Raw genomic sequence first — 26,736 nt, 5'->3', positions numbered from 1 at the left:
ACCGGTACAGCTCCACTGCATCCCGGCGGAACTCCTCGGAGTACGTCTTCCTCGCCACCGTCTGATCTTCTCGCTTCCTCCAGGCCGGGCCCGGATTCAGCGTGTCCACGATCAGGGGTCAAGTCCCCAGCGACGTCGACTGTCCAGTGGTTCCGGTTGCTCTGCAGCAACGTGGAGACGGCGTCGTGGACCAGATGGGTAGTGCGGCGATCGAGATAGCCAGCCAGGTCCAGACGACCGTGGAGAAGGTCAACACGGACTTCGAATCCCGGGCCACCGGAACGTGTGGCAGAGGAAGTCGGAGAAACAGACACACGATCACCTTGGCGTTCATGAGGGACGCGACGGACGCGGAGTGCCCGCGGCCGGAACGTGCTGTCTGCTAGGGGCGACACGGGCCGCAGTCTTGACCCGTCGTCGAAGTTAGCGGAACTGCGCCGACCGGACAACGGTCGTCGGAGCTGGATCTGGCCGGGCGCGACATTGAGTCGTAGGCGCTCGGGTCTGGTCAGCGCGGCAGGGCGGAGCGGTGAGGTGGCGTCACCGGACCGCGGCGTGGCAGTGCACCAGCGGCCTCCCTTGATCCGCTCGTCAGAGCGCCCCGCCGGACCCGTCGCCACCAAGTACAGCTCCGGTCTCGGTGCTCGTGCGTCCGGTATGAGGCGTCGCGTGCTCCGTCGTCTCCAGCTTCGAGTCGGTCCACGGCTGCAGTGTGACTACTGCTGCAGGTGCCTTGCGCGCTGGAGGTGCGGATCGTCACCGGAACGCCAACGATCTTCGTCCGGCGGGGAGCAGCCACGGTGTCTGCGTGCGGTACGTCGGTTCTTGTCCGCCTCTCTCGGATCACGCTCGGGTTCCCCCAGGATCGGCAGGACGCCGTATCGGCCGCGCTGGCGGTTCTCGCCAGTGGGGCTCACGCCGTGTATCGCTGACCGTGAACAGCAGGGCAGAGCCGCTTTCGCGTCGCCAGCGCATGGACGTCGTTGCATGACTGCACTGGCCGCCAATCAGGCCGCGAGAGTCACTGTTCGGGCCGACGAAAAGCGGCGACTCTGCCGCGAAAGGAAGGAATCTCGCCGACCCGTCATCAGATGGAACGGGTCTGCCCTGCGCGGTCCCGGAATGCGTCATCGGTGTCCCCGGAGAGAGCCGAGTGGACGCGCCTGGCCATGTCGCGGACGGCATTCTTGTCGTTCTCCAGCAGGCTGTCCGACATCTCGGCGAGCACGAGCTCCGTCTGCTCCATCACGTCCTGGCGTTGCTCGTCATCCCGGCATGCCACTGCCACATCCCGGAGCATTCGCAGGACGGCGGTCAGGACCGCAGGCTCGTTCCGGCCGAACCTCCGGACCTGCGCGCACGTGAGGTCCAGGTAGTAGCGCAGGTCGCGGTCGGGCAGCACGGCACGGGGAGTCCCGTCGTCGTCCTGAAGCACCTGGGGACCGAGTCGTCGGCCAGTCAGACGGACGAGCAGGTCGGCGCAGTACCCCAGCGCCTCGGCGGCTGTGGTGGGATCGTTGACAGCGGGGGAGATGGCCTTGATCGCAATGTCGATCAGCTCGCGCAGGGGAAAGGCGACATCCTGCTCCTCGGTGCGCTCGAATCCGAGAGCGACCACCTCTGTCAGGTCGCGGACCAGTGCATCCACTGGCACGTCGGACCCGTCACCCACGAATGCACTGGCGATAGGGCTGCCTACCACGACGGAATCGCCCGGACGCACGCCCAGCCAGAGGAAGACCCCGTGCCGGCGGGCCGCGTCGCGGAGCGGTTCGGGTGCCACCGTCCGCACGAATCCGCTACGCCAGGCGGGGATCAGCACTCCGCCCTCGGGACCGGGCAGGTCCTCGTGCGGGAACTCCGGACCCTCCCCGTAGGGCTCGTATGCGTCTGACATCGTGGACCTGGCGTCGTGGTGCACGGCGGCCATCATGTTGTCCACCCGCAGCCGCCCGACGATGTGCGCCATGAAGACGATGAGCATGCTTCCTGCGGCCAGCCCGAGCAGGCTGCAGAGGAGGACGGCCAGACCGGGCAACGGGCGCTCGGGGTCCAGCCCACGCAGCGTCACGAGCGAGGCGACGAACGCCGAGAGCAGCACAGCGACAGTGCTTTGGACGATTCCGTCCCTGGCGAAGGAGCGCAGCAACCGCGGCGAGAACTGCTGCGACGCCAACTGCAGGGCCACCACGGTCAGCGACAGGGTGAGGCTGAGCGCCGCCATGGAAGCGGTCGCGACCGACTGAAGCAGCGAGGCCGCCGTCGAGGGGTCCGTGGGCCACACCCATTCGGCGAACGTACTGGTGGGTTCGGGTCGGACCATGAGAAGACCCACCGTCACGGCGAGACTGCCGAGTGCCGCGATCGTGGGCCAGAACCACAGGGACGCGCGCATCTGCTCGCTCGACGGACCCCGAGTACTACTCAGGATGTACTCCTTGGTCCAGCCGCTTCGGCATGCATCCTCCTCGTGGCGCGCTGCCGCCTCTGGTGGTCACGGCCGCAACCCGGCCAGCATGCCGGACCTCATACGAGGTCGCCGAACAAGCCATGCATGGTGGCCACGCCAGGGGAAGCGACGGCATGCCTGGACGGGTACCGGGTGAGTCACCGCCGCCTCGCGCCCTCGTTCAGCTCTTTCGGCACGGACGGCGTTGACGTACATCGGGCAAGGGCGCTGCGTGCGCGGAGGTGCTGGGCAGCGGTGCCGCCGGCGCTATTCCAGGGCAGCTGGGAAGTGCGTGGATTCCGAATCGACCACCGGGCCGAGCGTCGTTGGCGCGCTCGTCCTCGGGTGCTGTCGGGGGCGCTGCCATTGGCCGTGCCCGGGTTCCGAGAACTGCCTCTCGTGCCGGAGCGGCCACCGGCTCCGTCGCCGACGGGCTTGTCGTCGCCTCCGTCTTTCTCCACCTGCTGCCCGACATCGCCGAGGCCGGCGAGGCGATCGGCGAAGAGCTGTACGACGGGCTCCCGCCCACGCCGCTGATCCACCTCGGAATCTTCCTCGTTGCCCTGTTCGATTTCACGGCCGACGGGTCGAAGCGTCCCGCCAGTCGCGAGGACGCCCGGAGGTCTGTCCGCGCGGCTGCATCAGGCGAGCCGGCCGGCGAGGTCCGTGAGCGCGGAGACAGTGTGCGTCGGGGGAGTGAAGTAGTCGGGATACGAGGCGCCGGTGCGATTGATCCAGACGGTGCTCATGCCGACGCGTCCGGCGCCGTCGATGTCCCAGGGATGACTTGCCACCAAGGTCATGGCATCGAGCGGGGTGCCACAGGCGCCGGCTGCGTACTCGTACGCGGTTCGCGCAGGCTTCCACGCCCCGGCGTCTTCCACCGAGAGCAGATGCTGGAAGCAGTCCCGGATGCCGGCCCGGGTGAGGAGCTGCTCGGCCACCTGACTCGATCCGTTGCTCAAGGTGACCAGGCGCAGACCAGCGTCTCGTAGACCTCTCGCGCCATTTGGGACGTCGTCGTGCACACCGAGTTCGCTGAAGCCCTGCATCACGTGCGCGACGGCTGTCTCGAGGTCACGGTCCAGGTCGAGGCCGGTCAGCACGGTGCGCAGTGCTCCTGCACCTAGTTCCGCGAAGGGCTGCGGGGAACCGGCGGCGGTAAGGGCGAAGCCGTCGCGCAGCACCATGGCGAACCACAACCTCGAGAGGTGACCGGGCGCGCCAACGTCGGTGAACCGTTGCGCCATCGGTTGCAGATCGGACAGCGTCTCGTTGACATCGAAGACGAGTACCGAAGGTGGGTTGCTCACAAGTGCTCCTCACGATCATGTGCTGGCCGGTCATCGTGCTGGGAGGATCACCTTTGCGCCTGTCGGGGCCTGTGCCCGCCGGCTCCACCGGAGCCCGTCCTGCTCAGCCGAGCTGCGTGGTGATGGTGATGGCACCCTTCAGACTCCGCGCGACCGGACAGCCGTCGGCGTGGATGGCCAGCACCCGCTGAACCTTCTCGGCATCCGCGTCGGCGATGGTCAAGCCCGTGTAGGTCGCGAGGATGCGCTTGACCACCAGGACCTTGCCTTCCAGTTCCACTTCACCCCGGGCATGCCCCACCAGACCGGTGGGGTCGATCCGCCGGGCAGCCAGCGCCCCGGCGAACGTCCCGGTGAGCTAACCAAGAGCGGCACCGACCAGGTGATCGATCGTGCTTGCGTGGCTAGGGGCGTTTCCTGGTTCCACCCCGTAGTGCTCGGCGATGGCCCCGTGCATGCCATAGACGGTTGGGTTCTCCTCGCCCGGCAGGTATGCCGCGCGGAGTGGGCCGCCGAGGCGCTCGACGCGAACCTCCGAGATATACGCGATGTCAGCCACATGGCCTCCCTCTGCTGTGCTCCGTCCGCGCCACCTACCCAGAGCTGCTCATCCATATCCGGGCCCCGGAGGAGGAAGTCAATGGTGTGGGCACCGAGGCGCAGTCGGCTCCGACTTGCGGCCTTGTGTGTCATGTTCGGGGTGGGGCTGGATGATGCTCACTGGATCCTCGGCCGCCTACGCCCAGGCGAACGGCTCCGCTGATGGCGTCGGGTCGCGATGTGTCCCCGGGTCGAATATCCGGGCTCGGTGCCACAGGCTGTAGGCGCAGGTGATGCCCTCGTGCACGGACGGCGCGGGCAGGGCGGAGCGGCGAGCCCGGACGACGGCGCGAAGGAGGATCAGTGGTGAAGGTCGATCGCATCGCGGAGCCGTGGGGTTCCCGAACGCCGTACGGGCCGGGGGAGACGTGGCCGACCCGGGTCGACTCCTACCTGGCCGACGGGCTGAGCGAGGACGACGTCGACCGGTGGGTGCAGTCGGCGACGATCCTGCACTCGAACGGCGACGGGCTCGACATCGCCGTGAAGGACGAACGCATCGTCGGGGTCCGGGGGCGAGCGGTCGACCGGGTCAACCATGGCCGGCTGGGCCCGAAGGACCTGTTCGGCTGGCAGGCCAACAACTCGCCCGACCGGCTGACGAAGCCCCTCATCCGCAGGGACGGAGAGCTCGTCGAAACGGATTGGGACACCGCGATGGACGCGGTGGCCGGACGATGCAAGGAGCTGCTGGAGGAGCAGGGGCCCAGCGCCATCAGCTTCTACACGACCGGGCAGCTGTTCCTCGAGGAGTACTACACCCTCGGGCTGATCGCCCATGGCGGGATCGGCACCAACCACGTCGATGGCAACACCCGGCTGTGCACCGCCACCGCCGCGGCGGCGCTGAAGGAGACCTTCGCCAGCGACGGTCAGCCCGGTAGCTACACCGACATCGACTCCGCCGACGTCATCGCCCTCTACGGGCACAACATGGCCGAGACCCAGACAGTCCTGTGGACCCGCATCCTGGACCGGCTCGCCGGGCCCAATCCGCCGCAGGTCATCTGCGTCGATCCGCGGCTCACCCCGGTGGCGAAGGCGGCGACGGTCCACCTCGCCCCCCGTCCGGGCACCAACGTGATGCTGATGAACGCGCTGCTGCACGAGATCGTCGGAAACGGCTGGATCGACCGCGAGTACATCGACGCGCACACCGTGGGCTTCGACGAACTCGAGAAGCAGGTGAAGGCGTACACCCCCGAGCTGGCCGCTGAGGTGTGCGATGTGCCGGCCCAGCAGATCCGGGAGGCGGCCCGGATCCTCGGTTCTGCGCAGCGGTTGCTCTCCACCGTGCTGCAGGGGTTCTACCAGTCGCATCAGGCCACGGCGGCCGCCGTCCAGGTGAACAACATCAACCTGATCCGGGGCCTGCTCGGCAAGCCCGGCTGCGGCATCCTGCAGATGAACGGCCAGCCCACTGCCGAGAACACCCGCGAGTGCGGCGCTGACGGCGACCTGCCGGCGTTCCGCAACTGGTCCAACGACAGCCACATCAAGGATCTGGCCCGGGTCTGGAACGTCGACCCGATGGAGATCCCGCACTACTCGCCGCCGACGCACGCGATGCAGATGTTCCGGTACGCAGAGGAGGGCTCGATCCGGTTCATGTACGTGACGGCGACGAACCCCGCCGTCTCCCTGCCAGAGCTCGAGCGGATCCGCGGGATCCTGGCCCAGGAGCGGCTGTTCCTCGTCGTGCAGGACATCTTCCTGTCCGAGACAGCCCAGCTGGCCGACGTCGTCCTGCCGGCCGCCACCTGGGGGGAGAAGACCGGCACGTTCACCAACGTCGACCGCACGGTGCACCTCTCGGAGAAGGCCGTCGAGCCGCCCGGCGAGGCGAGGGCGGACCTCGACATCCTCATCGACTTCGCGCACCGGCTGGGCCTCGAGGACAAGGACGGCGCGCCCTTGGTGAAGTGGTCCGACGCCGAGGGCGCCTTCGAGGGGTGGAAGGAGTGCAGCCGCGGGCGGCCGTGTGACTACACCGGCCTGTCCTACGACAAGCTCCGCGGCGGCAGCGGCATCCAGTGGCCGTGCAACGACGAGCACCCCGACGGCACGGAGCGCATCTACGCCGACGGGCAGTTCTGGGCCGAGCCCGACTACTGCGAGAGCTACGGCCGCGACATGGTCACCGGTGCTCCGGTCGAGGAGACCGAGTACAAGGCGATGAACCCGACCGGCCGGGCAGTGCTGAAGGCGGCCGAGTACCTGCCCCCGCACGAACTGCCCGATCAGGAGTTCCCGTTCCAGCTGATCACCGGCCGAACGCTGTACCACTTCCACACCCGGACGAAGACCGGCCGGGCCCCGCAGCTCAACAAGGCCGCACCCGAGGTCTGGGTGGAGATGGCCGCCGGCGACGCCGCCGACCGCGGCTTCACCGAGGGCGACATGCTGGAGGTCAGCACACCGCGCGGCCGCGTCCAGGGCCGACTACGGATCAGCGGCATCCGTCCCGGCGTCCTCTTCCTCCCGTTCCACTACGGGTACTGGGACACCGACTCCGGCCACGAACCCAGGAAGGGCAATGGCCGGGCGGCCAATGAACTGACCCTGACCGACTGGGACCCAGTGTCCAAGCAACCGATCTTCAAGACGGCGGCGGCGCAAGTCGAGCGGGTGGCATCCGGCGACGGCGTCCCGTCGTCCGCACCCACGAACACCGGCTCCGCGCCCGTCACCACCGGCGTCCCACCGACAGCCGGCGGCGACGCCGCCCGCGCCCAGGAGCTCGCGGGAGGCCAGGCATGAAGCTGGACATGGCGATCGAGGAGCTGCACCGCTCCGAGAACCACCTGGTCACCGTGCTGATGTCGATGTCGGACCGGCACAAGACCGACCACGAGGTCTTCTACGTGTGCCGCGACATGGCGAAGTGGTCCAGGCAGCACGTGGCCGACCTCGCCGCCATCGGCCACGACTTCGGACTCGACCTCGACCCGGAGGCCTCGGAGGACCCCGGCCCCCTGGCCGCGGTCCGACAGCGGGCGTCGGAGCTCATGGGACGACGCTCGGCACCCGGGCTGCTGTTGCTGGCGGATCTGCGGCACCTGTACCGGGAGGCTGCCGGCACGTCGGTGGACTGGGAACTACTGGCCCAGGGCGCACAGGGCGCTAAGGAGAAGGAGCTCCTCGACCTGGCCGAGCGTTGTCATCCGCAGTCGCTGCGCCAGACACGATGGGCCAACTCCCACCTCAAGGTGACCTCCCCGCAGGTCCTCGCCAGTTGACGACTGACAGCCATGCAGGTCCGGTCGCCACCCGGATGGTGCTGAGGCCGTGGCCACCCCGCTACCACTCAGCTTCCTCGCCCTCGTTCTGGCGACGGTCATGTTCGAACGGCGCAGCGGCCGGTACTGGGTGGAGAACCCGGTGTGCGCGGGGAGAACTTCGCCGACAAGTGGAACGACTACCCGCAGCAGCGACGCAAGTTCATCGGCTGGTACGAGCGGATCGCCCGCGACCTGGAAGGTGCGCGGGGCGAGCGCGGCGGCGCGCCGGCGGTCCACGAGCGGCTGAAGCAGGCCTTCGGCGCCGACCCCGTCACCAAGGCGATCGGCGTGATCGGGGAGCAGTCTCGCCGGCTGCGGGAGACCGGTGGGCTGCGGGTGGCCACCGGGGGGACGGCTGACCGCCGGCGCCGGGCAGCCGGTGCGGGACCACAGGTTCTTCGGTGGCTCCACCCCGGCGTAGGCCGATCACCGTCGCGCAGCAGGCATGGGCGTTGTGCGCCCGCTACCCGGACGTGCCGCCGCCCGCTCGTTCAATCCGGCCGGCTGACCTGGTGCGTGAAGCTCCAGCCGACCCCACTGAGCGTGCGCCGCGCCGTCCGCCTCTCCTACCATCGGGGGCAGCGGCCGCGGGTGACGGTCGTCGACCCGCCGCTGGAGCGCCGCCCCGGGGAGCCGCTGCCGCACGTGTTCCCCGGCGACGAGCTGTGCCTCTTCTACGACAAGTTCGTCAGCGGCCGGCACCTGATCGCCGACACGGTGGTGTGCCGTGCATCAGCGAGTGGCTGTTCCACTACGAGCCCTGGCTGAGCACCGGGGAATGGCACGGCGGCGGCTGCACCCGAAGAGGAACCGGCAGGCGGGCGACGCCGGGAGCGGTTCACGCGAGCCCGACGGGCCCCGCGCCGGGGCACGCCGTCTGCATCTGGCTGAGCGCAGCGCCCGAGGGCCGCTGACCCCGGCTCTGGCCACCTCCCCGATGCGGAAGCGGCCACAGGATGGGGGGCGGTCAGAGACCGGCTGGCGGATGTTCGGCGAGCTCGAGATCGACCTGGGGGTGAGCCGAGGCGGGTGAGGGCCGGGACGCCGAAGGTGTCGACGAGCAGCCGGCCCAGGCACGGGCTTCGGCGATGTCGGCGGTGAGTCGGTCGATGTCCTGTTGGGCGCTGGCGAGGGCGGCGTCGGCGATGCGCCGGGCCTACCCGAGTCGGGTGCATCGGTGATACGTAGCTCCTCGGCCAGTTCGGCGTAGGCGTCCTGCGTGTCGGCCGAAGGGGGCCGGCCGCTGACGGCGCCGGTATGTGCAGCTTGCCGAGCCTCGCGGGTGCGGCTGCGCCCCGGTCGCGGCTGACGTGGCATCCGGGCCGGCGCCACATTCGCTGAAGGAAACAACGATCGCTACGGACGGGCGCGAGCGTGTCCACGTGCAGGTCAACATCCCGACCGACGACACGGAGCCCCATCTGCCTGTGTACGCCCACCTCGTCGACCGCATGGAGGCGACGTATCGCTGCCTGACCGGACGGCCGGCCCGGTCAGGCTGATGCAGCTTCCGACCAGGTGAGCCGGTAGGAGGCCGTGGTGCTCTGGAGGAAGCGGTCGATCTCGGCCACGTCCAGCGGTGCCGGCAGAGGGTGGCGGGGCGGAAGTGCGGCGAAGGCGGGCTGGTAGCGCATGGTGCTGCCGGCGTCGAGGGGGTAGGCGTCCTCGTCGACGCCGATGACCTGGCCACGGACGCGTGCGGCCGATGCGGCCAGCTCGCGCCAGTGGCGCACCGGGACGACTCCGGGTGACCACAGCCCCTGGGAGAACAGGTTCACGTAAATCTCGTCGTAGGGGTCGGCGTGGTGCAGGTAGCGCTGCAGGTCCTCGAAGGAGGGTTGCATGTTGAACCGGAGCCAGAACGGCACGGCGCCGAGTCGCTGGGCCCACAGCGGGTCCCACTGGACGTAGGACTGCGCGAGCAGTCGCTCCGTGGGCAGGCCGCGGCGGCGGTACCACCAGCGGTGCAGGTCGGCGACGAAGTCGCTGAGATCCTGGGGTTCCTCGACGACGAGGCGGCGCAGCCGGTAGCCGCACCGCTGGGCGACCCGCTCGAGGTCCGGGCGCAGCGCGGGATCGAAGCCCCACTCGGCTTCGGGTCGCCGGCCGTCGGGTTCGGGCGGATCCCACCGGCGCCGGGGTGAGCGTTCCCGGGCGAGGTAGTCGGCGATGCGGGCGCCGCTGTCGTGGTACTCCTCCTCCGACACCCCGCCCAGGCAGCCGAACTGGAAGTACGCCCGCTCGCCGACCTGGCGGGTGCGCCACGTGCGGGTGCACTCGACCAGCAGGATGGTGCCGCCCGGCGCGAGGCGTTCCTCCAGGAACCGCTCCCAGCTGCGCCCTAGGGTCCGGCGTTTGAGCCGCAGGTAGGCCATCCCCTCGAGCATCGGCCGGTCCTGGGCCGGGTCGTGCATGTGGTGGACGGCGACGTCGGGGTTGCGTTTCGCGACCAGCTGGGCCGTGGGTGCGAGCGCCTCCATCGCGGCGCGCGGATCGTCCGGATGAGTGCCGAGCTCGCGGACCGCGGCCAGCGTCGTCTGCGGCAGGTACGGCGCACGCAGGGCGGCGGCGAGGTGGACGGCGGCGCCGCTGGGCGAGCCGATCATGACGACCGGGTAGGGGCCGCCGGGGTACTGGGCGGTGACCCAGTCGGCGATGTCGTCGGCACTGATCCGCCGGGCGTGGTCCAGGGGGATCCCTTGCTGCACGCCCATGGCGGAGAAGGTGCCGCGGCGCGCCCGCGTCGGCAGCGACGACGTGAGGTCGGCCAGCAGCCGGGAGCTGGGTCCCACCGACATGCCGCGGTGGTCCTTGCCGCGCAGGTACCGGCCCACCGCGCGGGCGGTGTTGACCCCGGAGTCGAAGTCGACCAGGTAGCGGGCCGCGCGCGACCGGGCGCTCATGTCGGCTCCCCGGCCAGCAGCGGCCGCACGATGCGCGCGAGCCGTTCGGGTGCTGACCAGTTGACGGTGTGCCCGACGCCGGGCACCTCTTCGAGGCGGCCGGCGGGCAGGCGCTGGGTCACCTCCTCGGCCCACTCTCGTGGCACGACGGGGTCACGGGCGCCGCGGACGACGACGGTGGGTACTGGCACGTGTGGCAGCTTGCGCTCGATCGGGTCGGTGAGCAGGTAGGCGAACGTGGCGGCGTACCGCTTCGCGCCGCAGGCGGCCCAGTCACGCAGCAGGACCGGGCCGAGGGTGGGCCGCTCCCACGGCGTGTCCGCGATCAGCCGGCCCACCTGCTGCACCGTCGTGCGGGCTCGGCGGTCCACGGTGGGGCCCACCAGCACCAGGGGGCCGAGCAGCTCCGGGGAGTGGACGGCGAGGTCGACGGCGGTCTGGCAGCCGGTCGAGTTGGCGACCAGCACCGCGCCTCCGCGGGCGGTGGCCCGCAGCCAGTCGGCCAACGCTCGAGACTGCCCCCGCACGTCCAGCGCCCGGGACGGCCCCCGCGTGCGGCCGAACCCGGGCAGGTCCGGGGCGACCACCCGGGCGTCGCGGCGCAGCGCCCGGGCCAGCGGCAGGAAGTAGCGGTGCGAGCAGCCCAGCCCGTGCACGCACACCACGGTCGGCGCGTCACGCGGGCCGAGCAGCGCGGCGTGGACACGGGTTCCGGCCGCGGCCGTGAACTCGTGGGTGTCCCAGCGGGTCAGCGGCCCCATCGGCGTGCCGCCACCAGACCGCCGGTGAGGAGGGCGGCGGTCGACGCGGCGCGGCGCAGCGCGGTCTGGCGCCGGCCGTGCCATCCCCCGGACACCGAGCCGGTGCCCGGCGCCGGCTGGAAGAGGTTGCCCGACGTGGCCGGTGCGGGTTTGGTCCGGTACAGGTGCATCTTGTCCACCTGCGATCCCATCATCCGCTCGGCGAGCCCCGGTGCGAACTTGGACTGCATCAGCAGGTTGCGGGCCATCGGCCCGACCATCACCTCCCGGCGGGGCACCCGGATGAGGTCGACGATGGTGCGCGCGACCCGTTCGGCCGAGTACACCGGCGGCATCGCCTTGGCCTTGCGGCCGGTGTAGTTGGCGGTGTGGTCGAAGAACGGCGTGTCGATCGTCGGCGGCATCACCGTGCACACCTTGACGCCCTTCGCGCCGTCGAGCCGCAGCTCCTGGCGCAGGCTGGCGCTGAGCACCCGCACCGCCGCCTTCGCCATCGAGTACGCGTGGGTGTAGGGCTGGGGCACGACGGCGACGACCGAGGAAACGTTGATCAGCACGCCCTTGCCCTGGTCCCGCAGGTACGGCAGAGCCGCGCGGGCGCCGTGCACGTACCCCATCACGTCCACGTCGATGATCCGGCGGAACTCCTCCAGGGGAATCTCCAGGAACGGTGCGAACGCGGTGACCGCGGCGCAGTTGACCCAGGCGTCGATCCGGCCGAACCGCTCCACCGCCCGCCGCGCGAGCGCCTGCACCGCGTCGGCGTCGGTCACGTCGGTCGGCACGGCCAGCGCCTGTCCGCCGGCCGCCTCGCACTCCCTCGCCACCTCGGCCAGCGCGTCGGCACGCCGGGCCGCCAGCACCACGGCGGCCCCCGCCGAGGCGCAGGCCAGCGCCGTGGCGCGACCGATGCCGCTGGACGCTCCGGTGATCACGACGACCGAGTCCCTCACCCGCATAGCGGGGGCAGTTCCCGACCGGAGGACGGCCAAACGCCCGCCCAGCAGGTCCGATGGCGTGGCGCGACGCCGCGTTGACCGGCGGGGTGGTAGCCAACGTGCCGAAGCCAGCGGCGACGTCGTTCGCCGCCCCGTCGTCATCGGCGGCGAAGCCGGGCGCCCGCTCCGAAGCCGCCGCTGGCGCATGTTCCGGTTCGCGGCAGCGGCAGCGGCAGCGGGATTTTACCCCCGCCCCGGTGCCCGTTCCTGCGGGAACGTGCTACGACAGCTGCTCGGCGGCGCGGGCGGCTGTTGCGGCCGCGGTGCGCGTCGGCGCTCCTGCTATTGCAGACACCTGGACCGTGACGGCCACGGGATCGGATCCGAGAACTGACCCACTTCAGATGCTGCAAGGCCCACTCCCCCGCAGGGAGGTGGGGCGCTGTCGCGCGTCGCAGGCTGACGGCTCGGATCAGCCGGGGATGTTCCGCGGGTCGTGGCCGTAGGTCGATCGGTCGCGGATCTGCCCGGTGTGGCTGTGAACGAACAGCTCGACCTTCTCCTCCTTGGCGATCGTCCGGCCGGCCACCTCGGCTTCGGCCTGAGTGGCGTAGGTGCCGATCGGCTGGTCTTCGTTCTCGCGGCGAATCAGCCACCCCTCGTGGTCATGGGGCACGACGTGGATGTCGTGACGTTCGGCCATCTTCCACCTCCAGCGGTGTCGTCGGTCCTTGGCACATGGGCCACAGAGCCAGCCGGCAAACCCAGCACGGCAAAGCGGTTCAGTCAGTTCAAAGGGCAGGACCGTAGAAGTCGTGGGTGCCGGGACCCGTCTCCCCGAACAGCAGCTCGCCGCCCTGCTCCAGGGGACACCGTGACGGCGGAGCCCGCGGGAACGGCACCCACGCGGGCGAAACCTCTGCAGCCAGCGACCAGCTCAGGGATTTGCCGCAGCCGGGGTGGCCGGAGGGCCCGCCCACCCCGGCCAGAATCCGATGGCCGGGACCGGACGGGCCGTCACGCGCCACATTCCGATGACGCCCTTCGTTCCCACCTAGCGCAGAACCACCGAGGCTTCTCCCGAGGTGCGGCACGGTGACGACCTGACCAGGATCGTTCCAGTCACCCCGACCGCTGACCGCAGGAGGAGTCATGGCGCGCTCGAAGAACCGGCCCCGATTCAGCAAGGCCTACTCGTTCGGCATCGTCACTGGCCTGCTGTTCCTTCTGTCCTGGCTGGGACAGTTCATCTTCCAGGTGGCCGAGGTCAGGAACGACGCCCTCGAACACGGGACGACGTTCTCCTGGTCGGAGTTCTGGCCGCAGTTCTTCTCCGCGACGTTCGAGAACTGGCAGTCAGAGTTCCTGCAGTTGGTGTGGCAGGCGGCGGGCTTGTCCCTGTTCTTCTTCTGGGGCTCGTCCCAGTCCAAGGAAGGCGACGAGCGGGTGGAGGCCAAGATCGATCGACTGCTCACCGAGCACGGCATCGATCCCGGCGAGTTCGAGTACCGGGAGGAAGACCGCGCCGAGGCGGAGCAGCGAATCTGACGTGCACGCACTCACCCACGCCCTGAAGTCGCGCAGAGCGAGGGCACCTTCGACTACGACTCTGCCCATCGGGATTGCGCCGTGCCGCCCTCCTCCGCTCACGCAGCAGCGCGGACAGCGACGGCACGCGGCCACCTGCTGCGGCGTCACTCCGAGGTCGCACGTCAACTCCCAACGCAACCGACGTGGACGCGAGTAGTGCTGTGGGCAGGCGCCGCCGCCCAACCGGCGCGCCCGTCTACCGGGCGTGCTGACCCGTCGCCGTCAGTAGCGGCGGTGGGTCGTGGAGGCCCGCCGAGCCCCTGGCTCAGGTCGTGGCGGCTGACCGAGCAGGGGCCTGTGTCGGGCCGCCACACCGGGGTACGGGTGCGACCATGGGGAACAGGCAGGTGTCGACCCGAGGCATGATCGTGCGCGGCGTTGTCGCAGGAGTGGCGGGGACCGTCGTCATGACGACGGTCCAGAAGCTGGCGGAGATGCCGCTCACCGGGCGCGGCGACAGCTACGCCCCCGCCGACTTCGCCGAGAAGGTGACGCCGGTGCGTACGAGCTCTCCGGAAGGGCGCCGGCGCCTGAACTGGGTCACCCACTTCCTGCTCGGGACCATGTGGGGCGCGGCCTACGGCATCGCCGCCGCCCGGGGCCTGCGCGGTCAGAAGGCCGTCAACGCCGTGTTCGGCGTGGTCTACGTCGGGGACGTGGCACTCAACACGGCGCTGGGGCTGTACCGCCCGCTGCAGTGGTCGGCGAAGGACGTGCTCGTCGACGTCTTAGACAAGTACGTGCAGGCCCAGGGCACCGGTGCGGTGTTCGACCGTATCCTCGCCCCGGCCAGGTAAGGGAGACTTGTCCCAGCCTCACGGCCGCGCCGGCCGGCGACAGTTGACCCCGCCCGCGATGCTCATCGTGATCGATGGCGACCAGCGGGCGCTGGGCGAGGTGCGGGGCTGACGGCTTCTCGCGCCGCTGACGGCCGCACCGGCCGTCAGCCAGGCTTGCAAGGCGACCGCGACGGTCGCGAACCTGGTGCCAGGCGGCAACGACACGTGCCACGCATGCGTGAGGGACGCCGACGGTCGACCCGTGGCAGCGGCGCAGTGCGCCGGAACTGTCGGAGGCCTGTGACACGGTCAAAACGTCGCCGATCACGGCGCCGGATGAAAGGAGCGCTATGCCTGGGCAGCCGCACAAGCCCGACCACCCGGACCACCCGGAGCACCCGCACAGCCCGAAGCCGCCGCCGGGACCGCCGCCGGGACCGCCGAACCCGCCGCGGCCGCCGAAGGACCGGCCGGTCGGTTGAGCGCGCCGCCCTGGGAGGCGGAGTTCCCCGGCCGCCTCGAGCACGAGCTGACGTGCCTCGAGGCGGCCGGAATCCGCTACGACATCGACGACGCTGCCAGCCGGCACGGCGTCCTACAGCTGCGCGTGACCGCGATCGGCGACGCCGCCGTCGACATGACGGTGACCTTCCCTGACCTGTACCCCTTCGTCCGGCCCTCGGTCCGCCTTACCGGCGACCAAGCCGCGCCGATGGCCCACCACGTGCATCCCTTCAGTGGTGACCTCTGCCTGATCGGTCGCTCGACTGCACTGTGGCACACCGACGACACGCTGGCCTGGCTGCTGACCACGCAGCTGCCCAAGACCCTGCAGGCCGGCCAGGTCACGGCCACTTCCGCCGAGGAGGTCGAGGCCCTCGCCGGCGTGGAAGAAGCCCAGGCCGAGCCGTGGACCGACTACTACACCTGCTTCGACGAAGGCTCGATGATTCTCGTCGACAGCAGCTGGACGCTGCCTACCACGAGAACCCAGGGCGCCCTCGGCCTGCGGCTCTCCCGCCTGGACCCGACCAGCGTCGACGCGACGCAGGGTGCTGGCCTCCTGCACGGCGCGGTCTTCACCGTCAGCGACGACAGCGGCAAGGTCCTCTGCTCGTTGTCCGGGCAGAACCCGGACCGCTTCGCGCGACCGGTCACCGGCCGCTGGGCTCGCCTGGATGCCTCCCTCCGAGGAAACACCCCGGAGGCATTCCTGACCGAACTCAGGAGAGCTGCGCCGCGTCTCCTCGACGGGGCGTGGCAGCCCGCTCCGGTCAACGGCTGGGAACTGCAAATCTTCGGCTTGACCTTCCCGGAGGAGCGAGTGCACCGCGGCACCGGGGACGGCTGGGTCTTCCTCATCCGGCTCCGTCCGACCGGCGGCCGGACACAGCAGCAAGTCAAGCGCGGGCGCGGGCAGCGCGGCGTCCCGCCGGCACCCGGTAAGACCACCACGCATCTCATCCGCGCCGGCTACGCCGGGCAGGCCGACATGGCCGCCCGGGTCCCCGAACTCGTCGGGCTGCAGGACCGGCATGCCGCCGTCTTCGGCGTCGGAGCGCTGGGCAGCACGGTCACCGAGCATCTCGCCCGGGCCGGGATCGGCCAGCTCACCGTGGTCGACCGCGACCACCTCGAACCGGGCAACCTGGTCCGGCACGCCGCCCGCCTCGACATGGCGGGATGGGATAAGGCCGTCGCCGCCAGCCAGATCGCCCTCAGCGTCGCGCCCGACGTCAGAGTCAACGTCATCCAGCACGCGATCGGCGCTCCGCGCAACGCCCTCCGGCCCGACCACCGCAACGAGATCGACGCATGGACAGACGTCATCGACAGTGTCGACCTCGTGGTCGACTGCACGGCCGAGAAGGGCGTGCAGCAGGCGTTGGCGTGGCTGGCACGCCGACGGGGCAAGCCCTACCTCGCCGTCTCGGCGAGCAACGGCGGCTGGGGTGGCCGCGTTGCGCGGCTGCCCTCCGCGCCGGGGGCGGCTTGCTGGTACTGCCTGGAGTACGCCCTCAACGACGAGTCGATCCCGCCCGTGTCGGCGGCGCCGGAGGAGGATGGTGTCCAACCGGTCGGCTGCGCCGACCCCACCTTCGCCGGGTCGGGCTTCGACCTCGCCGAGGTGGCCTTGCATGCTGTCCGGGTCGCCGTGGCGACGCTGCAGCAGGGCCGGCCCGGTGGGTACCCCGGCAGCGGCCACGGCGTGTACGTCCTCGCGCTGAGAACTCCTGACGGGACGCCGGTCCCGCCGACGTGGACCGGGCTCGCGCTGCCGGTGCATCCGTTGTGCCGCGGCGACCACTGATCGGCTACCGCCGGGGCCGGGTGTGGTGGGCCGCGGCAGCCCTGGAGGAGGCGCTCCGTGAGGCCCAGCGCGCCTTCCCCTCCGAGACCGGCGGACTTCTGCTGGGCTGGTCTCCCCATCCGGGAGCGGTGGTCATCAGTCAGGTCATCGGCCCCGGCCCGGGCGCCAGTCATCAGGCGACGGCGTTCACGCCGGACGCCGCCTGGCAGGAGGAGCAACTCGCCCAGGCGTACGAGCTGGCCAGCCGACGACTGCAGTACCTGGGCGACTGGCACACGCATCCGCGCGGCTCAGTTCGGCTCAGTGGCACCGACCGGGCCACCCTGCGGTGTATCGCCGATCATCCCGACGCCCGTGCGCACCATCCGGTGATGGCCGTGCTTGCCGGTGGCCCGCTGTGGCAGATCGCCGTTCGCCAGCAGTTCCGCCGTCGCGGCGGTCCGCATCGCCTGACCCTGGAGGTTTGGGGATCACCGAGCGACTGCCGCGTGTGAGCCGGCCCTCGTGCTGGCCAACGAACTCCACGTCGAGGCCTACCCGACGGCGGCCACCTCGGCATGAACAGGAGCCTCTTCAAGGGGTTCCACGCCGACGCAGCGCATGGCAGGCGAAGGTCGACCACCCGCCTGAGCTGTGAGTGCCTCCGACGAGAAGCGGGCGAGCCGGATCGCCGCCTACCACCCCCTCGGAGACCTCGCCGTTGACGCCGACCGCGCCCAACTACGGGTCTGGTCGGTCACCACGGTCCTCGCCATGTACGACGGCATGGATTAGTACTTCGGATGCGCGCCCGTGAACTCCGCAGAAGCGGGGAAGATGCAGGAACAGACGTCAGCGACGAAGCCAGCGACCGCCACTGCGTCCGCGGGCGGGACCGCCTGACAGGGGAGCGGAGCAGCCCGCCACGGAGGCTTCCGTCGACCGACGTCGTCGACGAAACGACATGCGACTACGCCGGGGCAGCTTTCCGGCACCGTGCCGCTGATGCGTCTGGTTCACTTCCGACCCGCACTTCGGGCACGCCAACATCATCCGGTTCTGCGATCGGCCGTTCGATGACCTGGAGTACATGGCCTCGGTCCTGTGGACGCCATCAACGCCACCGTTCCGGCCGGGGACGAGCTGCGGCTGCTCGGCGATCTCGAGCTCGGCCCGATCGAGCGCAGTCTCGCGGTGCTGCGCCGGGTCGCCGCTGAACGTGGTGCTCGTCGGTGGCAGCCACGATCGGTTCCACCCCTACAACGGCCGCAAGGCCGACGGCTGGTCCGAGCGATACCTCGAGCTGACCGGCGCGGTCCGGATCGAACCGCTCACCTCGGCGGTGACGCTGACCGACGGCACGAAGGTGGCCGTCTGCCACTTCCCGTACGCCGACCCGGTGCCGCGGCCGCGCACGCGTGCGGTAGGGGAAGGTCGTCGCCGACCACGAGCAGGCGCCGCTCGATGTCGTCGTCAGTGGCCGGAGGGGCGGGCCCCGTCGGTCAGCGCGGACCGCAGCCCGTCCCGTAGCGCCGTGAGCTCCGCCCGGCTGATCAATTCTCCCGCCACACCGTGGACACGGGACCCGGCTCCGGCCGGGCCCGGTGGCCCCACAAGACCTCGGTCATGCGCCTCTTTTCCAGCTGTACCGCGCGGCTGCTCGACGCGCGAATCACCCCTGTCAGGAACGGCGTTGTGCGCGTACCCGTGACGGTGCCGGCAGCCACCCGCTACGGCATTTCCCCGCGCACTGTCCGTGGCGTGGCGCCGTTTCCACCCGACATCGCCGAACCTTGACCGGCACCGTGGGCGGCGGGTCCCCTTTCACGAACGTCGTGACCGGCGGCGATTCGCGTACGCTCCTGGCGCGTCCTTCGCCGCGGAGGGGCAGCGCAGGAACGGGAGTTGTGGTGTCGGAGTTCACCGCACCTGGGCTCGATACCGGGCCGCTTATGGGGGTCCTGGAGGGGCTGCCCGACGGGGTGGTGATCTTCGGCGGCGACTGGACGATCTGCTACATCAACCCGGCCGGGGCGGCGCTGGTCGATCGGCGCGCCGAGGAGCTGACCGGCCGCAACCTTCGGGTGGCGCTGCCCGAGCTGGCCGGCACCGGCCTGCACAGCTTCCTGTTTCAGGCTCGCAGCGTCGGCACCCGGGCGACGTGGCGCGGTTGGTACGCCCCGGGGCACCGGTGGCTGTCGGTGACCGCGGTCGTGGCCCAGGATCTGCTGCACGTGTACTTCCGGGACGCGGCCGACCAGTCCGCCGGGCAGCCCGACGAGGACGGTGCCGAGGCCGCTGTCGTTGAGCCGGTGGGCGACGCCGAGGTCGATGATCGGGACCGGCTGCGGTTCCTCGCGCACGTCAGTGAGGTGATGTTCGGAACCCTGGACAGCGGTGCGTCCGCCGCCCAGCTGGCCGAGCTGGTGGTGTCGCGGTTGTGCGACTGGGCGGTCGTCGCGGTACTCGGCGAGGACGGCCGCCCCACCGGTGAGGAGGCCCGAGCACACCGCGACTCGGCTCGCCGCGCCGACCTGGCCACCTACCTGGACGGCCGGATACGGGGCACCGGCGACGACTCCCCGCTGCTGGCCGCACTCCTCACCGGGGAGCCGGTGCACCTGCCGGAGATCGACCCGACGCTCGCCGAGCCGGCCCTGGGCACCGAGGAGGTGCGCGCAGCGTGGCGGCGGCTGGACGCCACCTCGTGCACGATCGTGCCGCTGCGCGCCCGCGCCGAGACGATCGGTGCGGTCGCGCTGATGAATACCGGCGACCGGCCGGCGCACACCGAGATGGAGATCGCCACCGCCGTCGAGGTGGCTCGCCGCGCCTCGGTGGCGCTGGACAACGCCCGGCTCTACGGCCGGCAGCTGCAGGTCGCCGAGACCCTGCAGCGCAGCCTGCTCACCGCGCCGCCGCAGCCCGATCAGCTGCAGCTCGCAGTCCGCTACCAGCCGGCGGCCACCAACATGCACGTCGGCGGCGACTGGTACGACGCCTTCCAGCAGCCCGACAGTGCCATGCTGCTGGTCATCGGCGACGTGGTTGGCCACAGCGTCGACGCCGCCGCGGCGATGGGCCAGCTCCGCAGCATCCTCCGCGGCATCGCCTACGACCGGCCCGAAAGCCCCGCACAGGTGCTGCGCCGGGTCGACGGCGTGCTCACCGGCCTGCGCATCGGCACCCTGGCCACCGCCCAGGTCGCCCGCCTGGAGCAGTCACCCAAGTTGGCCCGCAAACGACAGCGGAAACTGCGCTGGTCCTCGGCCGGGCATCTGCCGCCGGTGCTGATCCGCGCCGCCGGCGACGTGGAGGTGCTGGACAGTCCCCCCGAACGACTCCTGGGCGCCGACTCCGCCAGCCCGCGCACCAACCACGCTGTCGTCCTTCAGCCCCACGACACGGTGGTGTTCTACACCGACGGCATCGTCGAGCACGGCCGCAGCGGCATCGACGAGGGCATCATCCGGCTTACCGAGGTTCTGGCGGAGCTGAGGCACCTGCCGCTGGAGGAGCTCTGCGACCGCTTGCTGACCCGCATCGTCGACGGTCGCACCGACGACGACGTCGCGATCCTCGCGGTCCGCTGCGACCCGGAGGATCATCCGGCCTGATCTTGATTCCTCCCGGCTCGAAGACCTCGTAGACCCGTTCGTCGGTCTATTGGGTGACGCCGGGAGGAGTTGGACAACGTGAAGTGGGCGCCGTCCCACCTGCTGCCTCCGGGGTGGGGGAGGAGCGCGGTGGGTGCGGCTTCGTGGACATGGTCGGACCGTAGCGCGCCAGTCGGACAGTGAGGATCGCCCTGCTGACGTCAATCATTCATCCGGCATGCACTGCCAGACTGGCTCACGTGTGGTCAGGCACGATCAGCGACAGCGAGGATAGGGAACTCCCCCCGGCGTCGCAGGGGGAACATCCCGGTCCGAAAGCTCGCGGTGCGCGGCGATGACGGTGAGCTGCTTGAAGTGGTCCACGCGCCGCACGCAGGATCGACCGACCACCGATTCCAGATCGTCCGCGGGATCGAGGTTCACTACTTCGACCGGTGCCCAATCTGCCTCAGCCCGGAACCCACCAGCGCGGAGCACCTCCCGCCCGGCGCGCTGGGCGGACGATCGATGACCCGCACCTGTACCCGGTGCAACAACGACCTCGGACGGGTCGAGGCCGAGTTGACCGACTGGCGCGACAACGCCTTCCGGCACACCACGGCGACCGCGGACGGGATCGTCGGTGCGCGCAAGCTCCCGCGGCTGCTCCACCGCCGGACCGCCGACGGCAAGTTCGCACTCATCATCGACGGCCCGATGCACCCTGACGCCGAACCCATGCTCAAGGGACCGGAGTTCGCGCTGCAGTTCGTGCCGCCGAACCCCCGCCTCTACAAGCTCGCCGCACTCAAGCACGCGTACCTCGCCGCCTGCCTGGACCTGCGAGCCATTCCGCAGACACTGTGCGCCGACGTCATCCGGCGCGACCTCCTGGCTGCCCGCGACGCCCCGTCGCGAAGGGAGATTCCCCCCAGCGAGTACGCCCTGTCGCAGCAGCCGGGAGGCATCCCGGCTCAACGTCCGTCGAGGACCCTTCGGCGGCTCGCGATCCGGATGGCTTCCGCGTCCACGACGGCGATTCCCGGTCCAGCGGCCTCGACGGCGTACCGGCTCATACCGCTCAGCACGTTCGCGATGGCGATGAACTTGGCCGTTCCGCCGGTCAGCGGCGCCGGGGTCTCGAACGGGACAGGGAGAACCGGCACCTCTGCAGTCTGCCCTCTGGCCGGGCGAGAAGGGGCACACCGCCGTGGGGGCGCGGAGCCCGCAGGAGGAGTACAGGCCGTTGAACTGCCCACGCCAGCTCCAGCGCGCCCGCGACGACGAGAGCAGAGGGGCGGCAGCCGACACGACGGCCGACGGGCGGCATTCGTCGGCAGGCCGCTGTGGCCTCGTTGAGTCGGCGATAGCCGGCATGGCACATTGCGTCCAACTCCCAACTATCTGGATTGCTCGGCGCCGTTCCGGCCGGAGCGGGCGGTGAGACGGGGGTGCGGTGCTCGACATCAGCCAGGACGAGCGCACCGCCTTCGCATGGTTGGCCGCTCAGGGGCGCGCGGGCGTACGAGCGGAGCCCACGGCCGCCCGCGGTCACCGGCCCCGCTGCCGACGCGATCACCGACTGGCTTTGGCGCAGGACGGCCCTGTGGATCGTCCAGGCTCGCCTCCTGGTCCCGGGACGTGGCGTCGAGGACGTGGTCGCCGTCCTCGACGCGCGCGAGCTCTGGATCCACGCCACCGAGAGGCGCGGGATGACGCTGACCTTCGGGCTGATGAACCTCGAGGTCGGGCGTTCGGGCGGGGAGCTGTGGCTCAGCTATGACAAGGCTGCCGGCCTGGCAGCGAGCCGATCCAGGGATTCCGGCTTCGTGCGGGTCGCACCCGAGCCCGTGCTCGACCACCTCGAAGAGGCGCTCAAGGAGGCCTCAGCAGTCGTAGCCTAGGAACGTGAGCGGCGGGCGGGCGACAAGCTCGCCCGGGGCCGGGCCGACGCCGACGGTGGGACGTCGGTCCCGGAGCTGCCGCGAACCGGGTTCTTCCGACGGCGGGTGCGACCCGTCCCGATCGGGTCGTGGCGGGAGGCGGAGGTGGTGACCTGCCCGTGGCTGCGGGACATGGGGCACCGCGATGCCACGGTCACGCCGGCGGGGACGGACGCCGGCGTGGACATCCGCAGGCGCAAGGTGGTGGGGCAGGGAGGCATTCTAACCAGGGAGAAGCGCGGCGTGTGGGCGTACTACGCCCTGGTTCCCGGCGCCTACGCCCTGGTTCCCGGCGCCCTCGATACCCTGGCCGGAGTGCTTAGCGCCACCGGCGCCCCACGCGGCGTTCCCGCCGTTTCGGCCGCGCGCGCCTGACATCGGATCCTGGCGCCGAGGTCGGTGTCACTCGCCTCCAGCAGCGCGGCTTCGAAGGCGGCCGATGTAGTCCTCGCGGGCAACGGGACGACAACGGGGGCGCTTGCCTACGTTGATGTCGTCGACGTACTTGGCTAGACGTTCGGGGTTCTTCCCGGACCAGCCGTGCGCGAGGGCCCACCCCTGCATCCCCGCACCGTCCATCTCGATGCCCGCGTCGTGCAGCGCGAGCAGAGCGCTGACCACCATGTCCTTCTCGTAGCCCGCCGAGATGGTGTTGTTGTGGTTGACCGTCAAGGTCAGGCCCTTCATCGCCTCGACGACGACAGGGTCGAGCTCGGGAACCGCGCCTTCCCACGCCGAGCCGTCACCGAGCACCTGCGGCCTGACCGCGGACACCCACGGCCGGACCGCCTCGTCGTACGCCGGGATGACGCACAGCGCTCGGGTGGCGCGACCGCCGAACCGCATGAGCTTGCCGATGTCATCCATGTCCGCCCACGCCATCAGCACCGGGCCCTTGCCGCGGATGTATCCGCCGCCCCTGCCGGTGACGTGCTCGACGTTGGAGTTCCGGTGGACCAGCCGTTCTAGCTTCGGGCAGTTGCCCAGGTTGGACTTCAGGGCGGTCCACACGGTGAGCATGTCACCGTCCTCCATGTGCTGAACGCACCACTCGATGGCCGCGTCGACGCCGTCGTCGTCGCAGCTGGCGACGGCCGTCGGGTAGTCAACGTCGCGGTCGAACATCTACGTCCCCTGCTCCTCGGCACCTGCAGCTCAACATACGTGCAGGCACCGACAGGACAGGTCGTCCGACGCGGTCGACCGGTCGGTGTGGGCGGCCGCCTCGTGGCCGGCATGGGCACCCATCTCCAACTGGAACCTGAGAGGTCGACGCCCCCGCTCGTCAGTAGGTGGGAGGCGAGTCGGACAGGGGCCACGGGACCGCGATCGTCCCTGCCAGCGCGGTCCACCACTCGGCCAAGCCATCGGGCCGCTCGACGTAGCCCAGGGCCACCGACGGTCCCCGCGGCTGCTCGTGCGTGCGCATGAGCGGCATCGCATCGCCTGGCACACCGAACTCGCGGCCCGCGTCTGGGACGAGTTCGACGACGCGACGCTTCGACGCGCGGCCGCGCAGACGCTCCCGGTGCAGGCCTACTACGCCGTGTTCAGTGCGGCGCGGGCGGTCAGCGCGGTCGCCGGGTCACCGACCGACACCCACCGGAAGCTGCACGACGACTTCGAGAGCCAGCGAGTCCGACGTGCGGCTGGGCCGTGGGCGGTCACGTTCGCCGGAGACCCAGAGAAGGTGGCCGAGTGCCGTCTCGCGCCGGCCATCTGCACCATGACCGCCTACAACCCGATGGAGCTGCATCGGGATCCGGCCGAGTACCTGGCCGCTGCCCCTCCGGATGACGCGCAGGTGAAGATCGAGTCGGCGGGGCTGGATTGGCTGAGCAAGAAGAAGCGGCCGAACGGGCAGCCCTACAAGAGCCTGCCCGCGAAGGGGCGTGAAATCCTGGCGCGTCTGCGCCGGACGACGGTGATGGACTTCCTGTACGAGCTCCGTCGCCGGACCAACTACGAGTCGGTCGACGAGTACGGCTCCGACGCGGACGACGCGGCCGTCGAACGATTCCACCGAGGCCTGCTCTACCTCGCCGACAGCGGCCTCCTGCTGTACGAGACTCAGATGGCGCAGTACGCCGGTGTGCAGGCGTACACCGATGCGGTGACCGAGTGGACGTCATCGGTCAAGCGCATGGGCCCGTGGTCCGGCGACGCCGTGCTGCGGCGTCTCACGGCGATCCGGCAGGTGGTGAAGTGACGTGCCGGACATCGTCGACGTCACCCGGTGACAGGCTGAAGGGATGGACTCCTACCCGCCGCTGGGTGGCTATCCGCAGGTCGCCCAGTCCAGCGGACTGTTTCCCTGGGGAGAAGGGGGCGCTCCCGAATCAGCTTCGGCTCCGGCGTAGTTCCCGACCTCGTCCGCGGTCTACGCGAGCTACCGGCGCTGGCAGCCGAGGGGATGCCCTGTAAGGCTGAGGTGCGGCCGGCGGTCATTGGCTGCCTCTACCTGCTGACGTCGCAGGAGGTCGTCGGCGCCTTGCTCCCGCTGGATTGCTGCATTGTGGTGGATCGACAGCAACGGGTCCGGGGGCCGCTGGGGCGACTGCACCGTGACGGGTCCGGGCTTTCGACGATGCACCTCCGAGGGTTCGAGGACGCCAGCGTGCCCGGGCCCGACGGGCGCGTCCCACTCCTCGGTCCGGGAAGCCCGATGCCGGACCCGATCGTGTTAGGTCCCGTCAGGGCGGCCGGGTGGTTGGGTGCCCCGTCGTCACGACCGCTCGTCCACGTGAAGATGCTGCTCGCCGCCCGGACTTGGGTGTGGGAGGACGACTGGGGCTACGAGCAGTGGCACTTCACGCCGCTACGCACATGGCTCGGTTCGGCCAACTGGACGGCGGCCGCGCAATCCCATCTGGAATTCGGGCTTTGGACCGATGACCCGGAGCTGATGGACGCGAACCGGCGCTTCCTACTGGACGTCATCAGCCAACCTCTGGACAGCGTCACGGATGGCCCCGAGCCCGAGCTCCGCGACTCGGACTGGGACAACCAAGCCTTCGCCGAGTACGTGGCGGAGATGGGGACCGTCGATCCGACATGGCGGAGGACGACTGAACGCTGGTCGGCCAGGCAGCGGCAGGCATAGCGCCGGGCGTCCCCCCGGTGAAGGACGTGTGTCTGAGCTGAGACCTACGACCCGCCGCGCACTGTTCGGGTGCTGCACGACGACGGCTGCTGGTACCGCGGTGCTCGGTTCGAGTGGGTGCGCTGGCCGACCGGCCAGTGGCGCGCGGGAATCCGGTACACGACGAGTCCAGGACCGGCGTACTTCCAGTCAGTCCCGGGCGACCGGCTCATCGACGACGTCGACTCCCACTTGGCCAAGCTCCCTGACTGCCAGTCGCGTGACCCTGTCGGCGCCGCGCGGACTACCCCGCCGGCCATAGAGGAGTCGCTCAGAACGGCGCAGGGGTCGTCGCCCCACCAGTCGCTGGCGCCGCAGGAAGCCACGCGGCGAAGATCTCGGGCAGGCGGTTCAGGTCCTCAGCGGTCAGGGTGAGCAGCGGGATGCCGGTGTGACGGGCGAGCTCGCGCTTGCGGGCGACCTTCGCGGCGTACGCAGGCTCCTCGGGCATACCGAGTGCCTCAACGTAGGTGCCGTCGTGAAGCAGCCAGTCGGCGCGAAGGCCGGTCGTGTTGAGATCTGGGTGCCGGGGATACGCGGGCTCGATGTCATGCGCGATGCCCGAGTGGTGCAGGAAGTCGTCGACATGCCGCTCGAGCATGGACCGGCATGGATTCCCGTCCGTAGCGACGGTGATAGTGCCGCGGGAGGTTCGTAGGCCGCCCTCGAGAAGGTCGGCCAGGTGAAGCCACTGGGCCCAGCTGCGCGCGGTCCCGTAGCTGCGCGCGCGGAGCGTGGCCAGAGCGGGGCGGGGGATGAGGAAGCGGCACAGCATTGCTGCATCGGCGATGTCCGGATCGCTGACGTGCAGCCGGTTGAGCTGCGCCACGGATGGAGGGCCCGAGAACTCGAGCTCCACCACGCGTCGTAGCGCCCAAACCACGGATTTGATCCACGGTCCGTCGGTGCCGTTGTCCCGTAGCCAGCGGCCCTGAGCCCAGCGAACGCACGCGAAGCAGTAGGCCAGGCCGTCCGGCGAGGCCAGGGCGTTGTTATGGCAGATCCGACAGCGGGCCGGTCGAAGTGTCCCGCCCCGGATTCAGTGGAGGCTCGGAACTGACGCGGCGACGGTAGTCGCCGCGGTGTTGTGCCGGTAGAAGTTGTCTTCGTGCTCGGCCGGTGGGACGAGGCCGATCTCGCCGTGTAGCCGT

Annotated in this window: 22 protein-coding genes and 1 pseudogene; 14 read left to right on the top strand and 9 right to left on the bottom strand. The window is 70.3% G+C overall.

From position 1 onward, the window contains the following. Window positions 1–1,087: 1,087 nt before the first annotated feature. The 3 genes and pseudogenes from G5C62_RS14385 to G5C62_RS14375 all read right to left on the bottom strand — a co-directional run. The gene (locus tag G5C62_RS14385; RefSeq protein ID WP_164701538.1) at window positions 1,088–2,395 is read right to left on the bottom strand and encodes a DUF2254 domain-containing protein; all 1,308 of its coding nucleotides are present in this window, start codon (window positions 2,393–2,395) and stop codon (window positions 1,088–1,090) included. Between the two features lie 695 nt (window positions 2,396–3,090). Then, on the bottom strand, window positions 3,091–3,762 hold the full coding sequence (locus G5C62_RS14380) for a haloacid dehalogenase type II (RefSeq protein ID WP_164701537.1): 672 nt from the start codon (window positions 3,760–3,762) through the stop codon (window positions 3,091–3,093). Between the two features lie 103 nt (window positions 3,763–3,865). Further along, window positions 3,866–4,099, bottom strand: a pseudogene (locus tag G5C62_RS14375) (OsmC family protein); the annotation flags it as partial. A gap of 569 nt (window positions 4,100–4,668) precedes the next feature. On the opposite strand from G5C62_RS14375, the gene G5C62_RS28130 reads away from it, so the two are divergent. The 3 genes from G5C62_RS28130 (at window position 4,669) to G5C62_RS14360 (ending at window position 8,411) form a co-directional block, all read left to right on the top strand. Further along, window positions 4,669–7,122 carry a molybdopterin oxidoreductase family protein gene (locus G5C62_RS28130; RefSeq protein ID WP_241175895.1) on the top strand — a complete coding sequence of 818 codons (2,454 nt, stop codon included), beginning with the start codon at window positions 4,669–4,671 and terminating at the stop codon, window positions 7,120–7,122. Then, window positions 7,119–7,601 (top strand): hypothetical protein, encoded by a 483-nt coding sequence (locus G5C62_RS14365; RefSeq protein WP_164701535.1) that lies wholly within the window; start codon window positions 7,119–7,121, stop codon window positions 7,599–7,601. The genes G5C62_RS28130 and G5C62_RS14365 overlap by 4 nt, the downstream gene beginning before the upstream one ends. A gap of 144 nt (window positions 7,602–7,745) precedes the next feature. Beyond that, entirely contained in the window at window positions 7,746–8,411 is a 666-nt protein-coding gene (locus G5C62_RS14360; protein ID WP_164701534.1) for a hypothetical protein, read from the top strand. Between the two features lie 725 nt (window positions 8,412–9,136). On the opposite strand, the gene G5C62_RS14355 is transcribed toward G5C62_RS14360, so the two are convergent. The 4 genes from G5C62_RS14355 to G5C62_RS14340 form a co-directional block, all read right to left on the bottom strand. Further along, a complete protein-coding gene (locus G5C62_RS14355; protein ID WP_164701533.1) occupies window positions 9,137–10,546 on the bottom strand; it encodes a hypothetical protein in 1,410 nt (469 codons plus the stop codon). Next, a complete protein-coding gene (locus G5C62_RS14350) occupies window positions 10,543–11,307 on the bottom strand; it encodes an alpha/beta fold hydrolase (protein WP_164701532.1) in 765 nt (254 codons plus the stop codon). Before G5C62_RS14350 ends, G5C62_RS14355 begins: the two co-directional genes overlap by 4 nt. Beyond that, on the bottom strand, window positions 11,295–12,260 hold the full coding sequence (locus G5C62_RS14345) for an SDR family oxidoreductase (protein WP_206330644.1): 966 nt from the start codon (window positions 12,258–12,260) through the stop codon (window positions 11,295–11,297). The genes G5C62_RS14350 and G5C62_RS14345 overlap by 13 nt, the downstream gene beginning before the upstream one ends. Window positions 12,261–12,717: 457 nt before the next feature. Further along, complete coding sequence (locus G5C62_RS14340; protein ID WP_164701530.1) at window positions 12,718–12,948, bottom strand: DUF2188 domain-containing protein; 231 nt, start codon at window positions 12,946–12,948, stop codon at window positions 12,718–12,720. Window positions 12,949–13,397: 449 nt separating this feature from the next. Between G5C62_RS14340 and G5C62_RS14335 the strand changes: the two genes are divergently transcribed. The 9 genes from G5C62_RS14335 (at window position 13,398) to G5C62_RS14295 (ending at window position 22,818) form a co-directional block, all read left to right on the top strand. Further along, on the top strand, window positions 13,398–13,793 hold the full coding sequence (locus G5C62_RS14335) for a DUF6766 family protein (RefSeq protein WP_164701529.1): 396 nt from the start codon (window positions 13,398–13,400) through the stop codon (window positions 13,791–13,793). Window positions 13,794–14,242: 449 nt separating this feature from the next. After that, window positions 14,243–14,632: a hypothetical protein gene (locus tag G5C62_RS14330; protein WP_241175894.1), complete on the top strand. Its 390-nt coding sequence runs from the start codon at window positions 14,243–14,245 to the stop codon at window positions 14,630–14,632. Between the two features lie 460 nt (window positions 14,633–15,092). After that, window positions 15,093–16,925, top strand: a complete 1,833-nt coding sequence (locus G5C62_RS14325) for a ThiF family adenylyltransferase (protein ID WP_164701527.1) — start codon at window positions 15,093–15,095, stop codon at window positions 16,923–16,925. Beyond that, the gene (locus G5C62_RS14320; RefSeq protein WP_346774122.1) at window positions 16,874–17,419 is read left to right on the top strand and encodes a Mov34/MPN/PAD-1 family protein; all 546 of its coding nucleotides are present in this window, start codon (window positions 16,874–16,876) and stop codon (window positions 17,417–17,419) included. The genes G5C62_RS14325 and G5C62_RS14320 overlap by 52 nt, the downstream gene beginning before the upstream one ends. A gap of 139 nt (window positions 17,420–17,558) precedes the next feature. After that, entirely contained in the window at window positions 17,559–17,699 is a 141-nt protein-coding gene (locus tag G5C62_RS14315; RefSeq protein WP_164701525.1) for a hypothetical protein, read from the top strand. Window positions 17,700–18,856: 1,157 nt separating this feature from the next. Continuing rightward, complete coding sequence (locus tag G5C62_RS14310; protein ID WP_164701524.1) at window positions 18,857–20,521, top strand: PP2C family protein-serine/threonine phosphatase; 1,665 nt, start codon at window positions 18,857–18,859, stop codon at window positions 20,519–20,521. 324 nt (window positions 20,522–20,845) lie between these two features. Continuing rightward, complete coding sequence (locus tag G5C62_RS14305) at window positions 20,846–21,859, top strand: HNH endonuclease (RefSeq protein ID WP_164701523.1); 1,014 nt, start codon at window positions 20,846–20,848, stop codon at window positions 21,857–21,859. Between the two features lie 296 nt (window positions 21,860–22,155). After that, on the top strand, window positions 22,156–22,404 hold the full coding sequence (locus G5C62_RS14300; RefSeq protein ID WP_164701522.1) for a hypothetical protein: 249 nt from the start codon (window positions 22,156–22,158) through the stop codon (window positions 22,402–22,404). A 144-nt stretch (window positions 22,405–22,548) separates the two neighbouring features. Continuing rightward, a complete protein-coding gene (locus tag G5C62_RS14295; RefSeq protein WP_164701517.1) occupies window positions 22,549–22,818 on the top strand; it encodes a hypothetical protein in 270 nt (89 codons plus the stop codon). A 27-nt stretch (window positions 22,819–22,845) separates the two neighbouring features. Here the strand turns inward: G5C62_RS14295 and G5C62_RS14290 are convergent, their stop codons facing one another. Then, window positions 22,846–23,568: a hypothetical protein gene (locus G5C62_RS14290; RefSeq protein ID WP_164701521.1), complete on the bottom strand. Its 723-nt coding sequence runs from the start codon at window positions 23,566–23,568 to the stop codon at window positions 22,846–22,848. Between the two features lie 292 nt (window positions 23,569–23,860). Here G5C62_RS14290 and G5C62_RS14285 point away from each other — a divergent pair, with 292 nt between their 5' ends. Together G5C62_RS14285 and G5C62_RS14280 are read left to right on the top strand one after the other, a co-directional pair. Beyond that, on the top strand, window positions 23,861–24,652 hold the full coding sequence (locus G5C62_RS14285; RefSeq protein ID WP_164701520.1) for a hypothetical protein: 792 nt from the start codon (window positions 23,861–23,863) through the stop codon (window positions 24,650–24,652). Window positions 24,653–25,186: 534 nt separating this feature from the next. Continuing rightward, window positions 25,187–25,546 carry a hypothetical protein gene (locus G5C62_RS14280; protein WP_164701519.1) on the top strand — a complete coding sequence of 120 codons (360 nt, stop codon included), beginning with the start codon at window positions 25,187–25,189 and terminating at the stop codon, window positions 25,544–25,546. Window positions 25,547–25,856: 310 nt separating this feature from the next. On the opposite strand, the gene G5C62_RS14275 is transcribed toward G5C62_RS14280, so the two are convergent. Then, window positions 25,857–26,414, bottom strand: a complete 558-nt coding sequence (locus G5C62_RS14275) for a hypothetical protein (RefSeq protein WP_164701518.1) — start codon at window positions 26,412–26,414, stop codon at window positions 25,857–25,859. Window positions 26,415–26,736 lie beyond the last annotated feature (322 nt).

The sequence above is a fragment of the Modestobacter sp. KNN46-3 genome (assembly GCF_011039295.1).
Note: the sequence above shows the minus strand (reverse complement) of the source record. Positions and strands in the feature narration are given on the sequence as shown.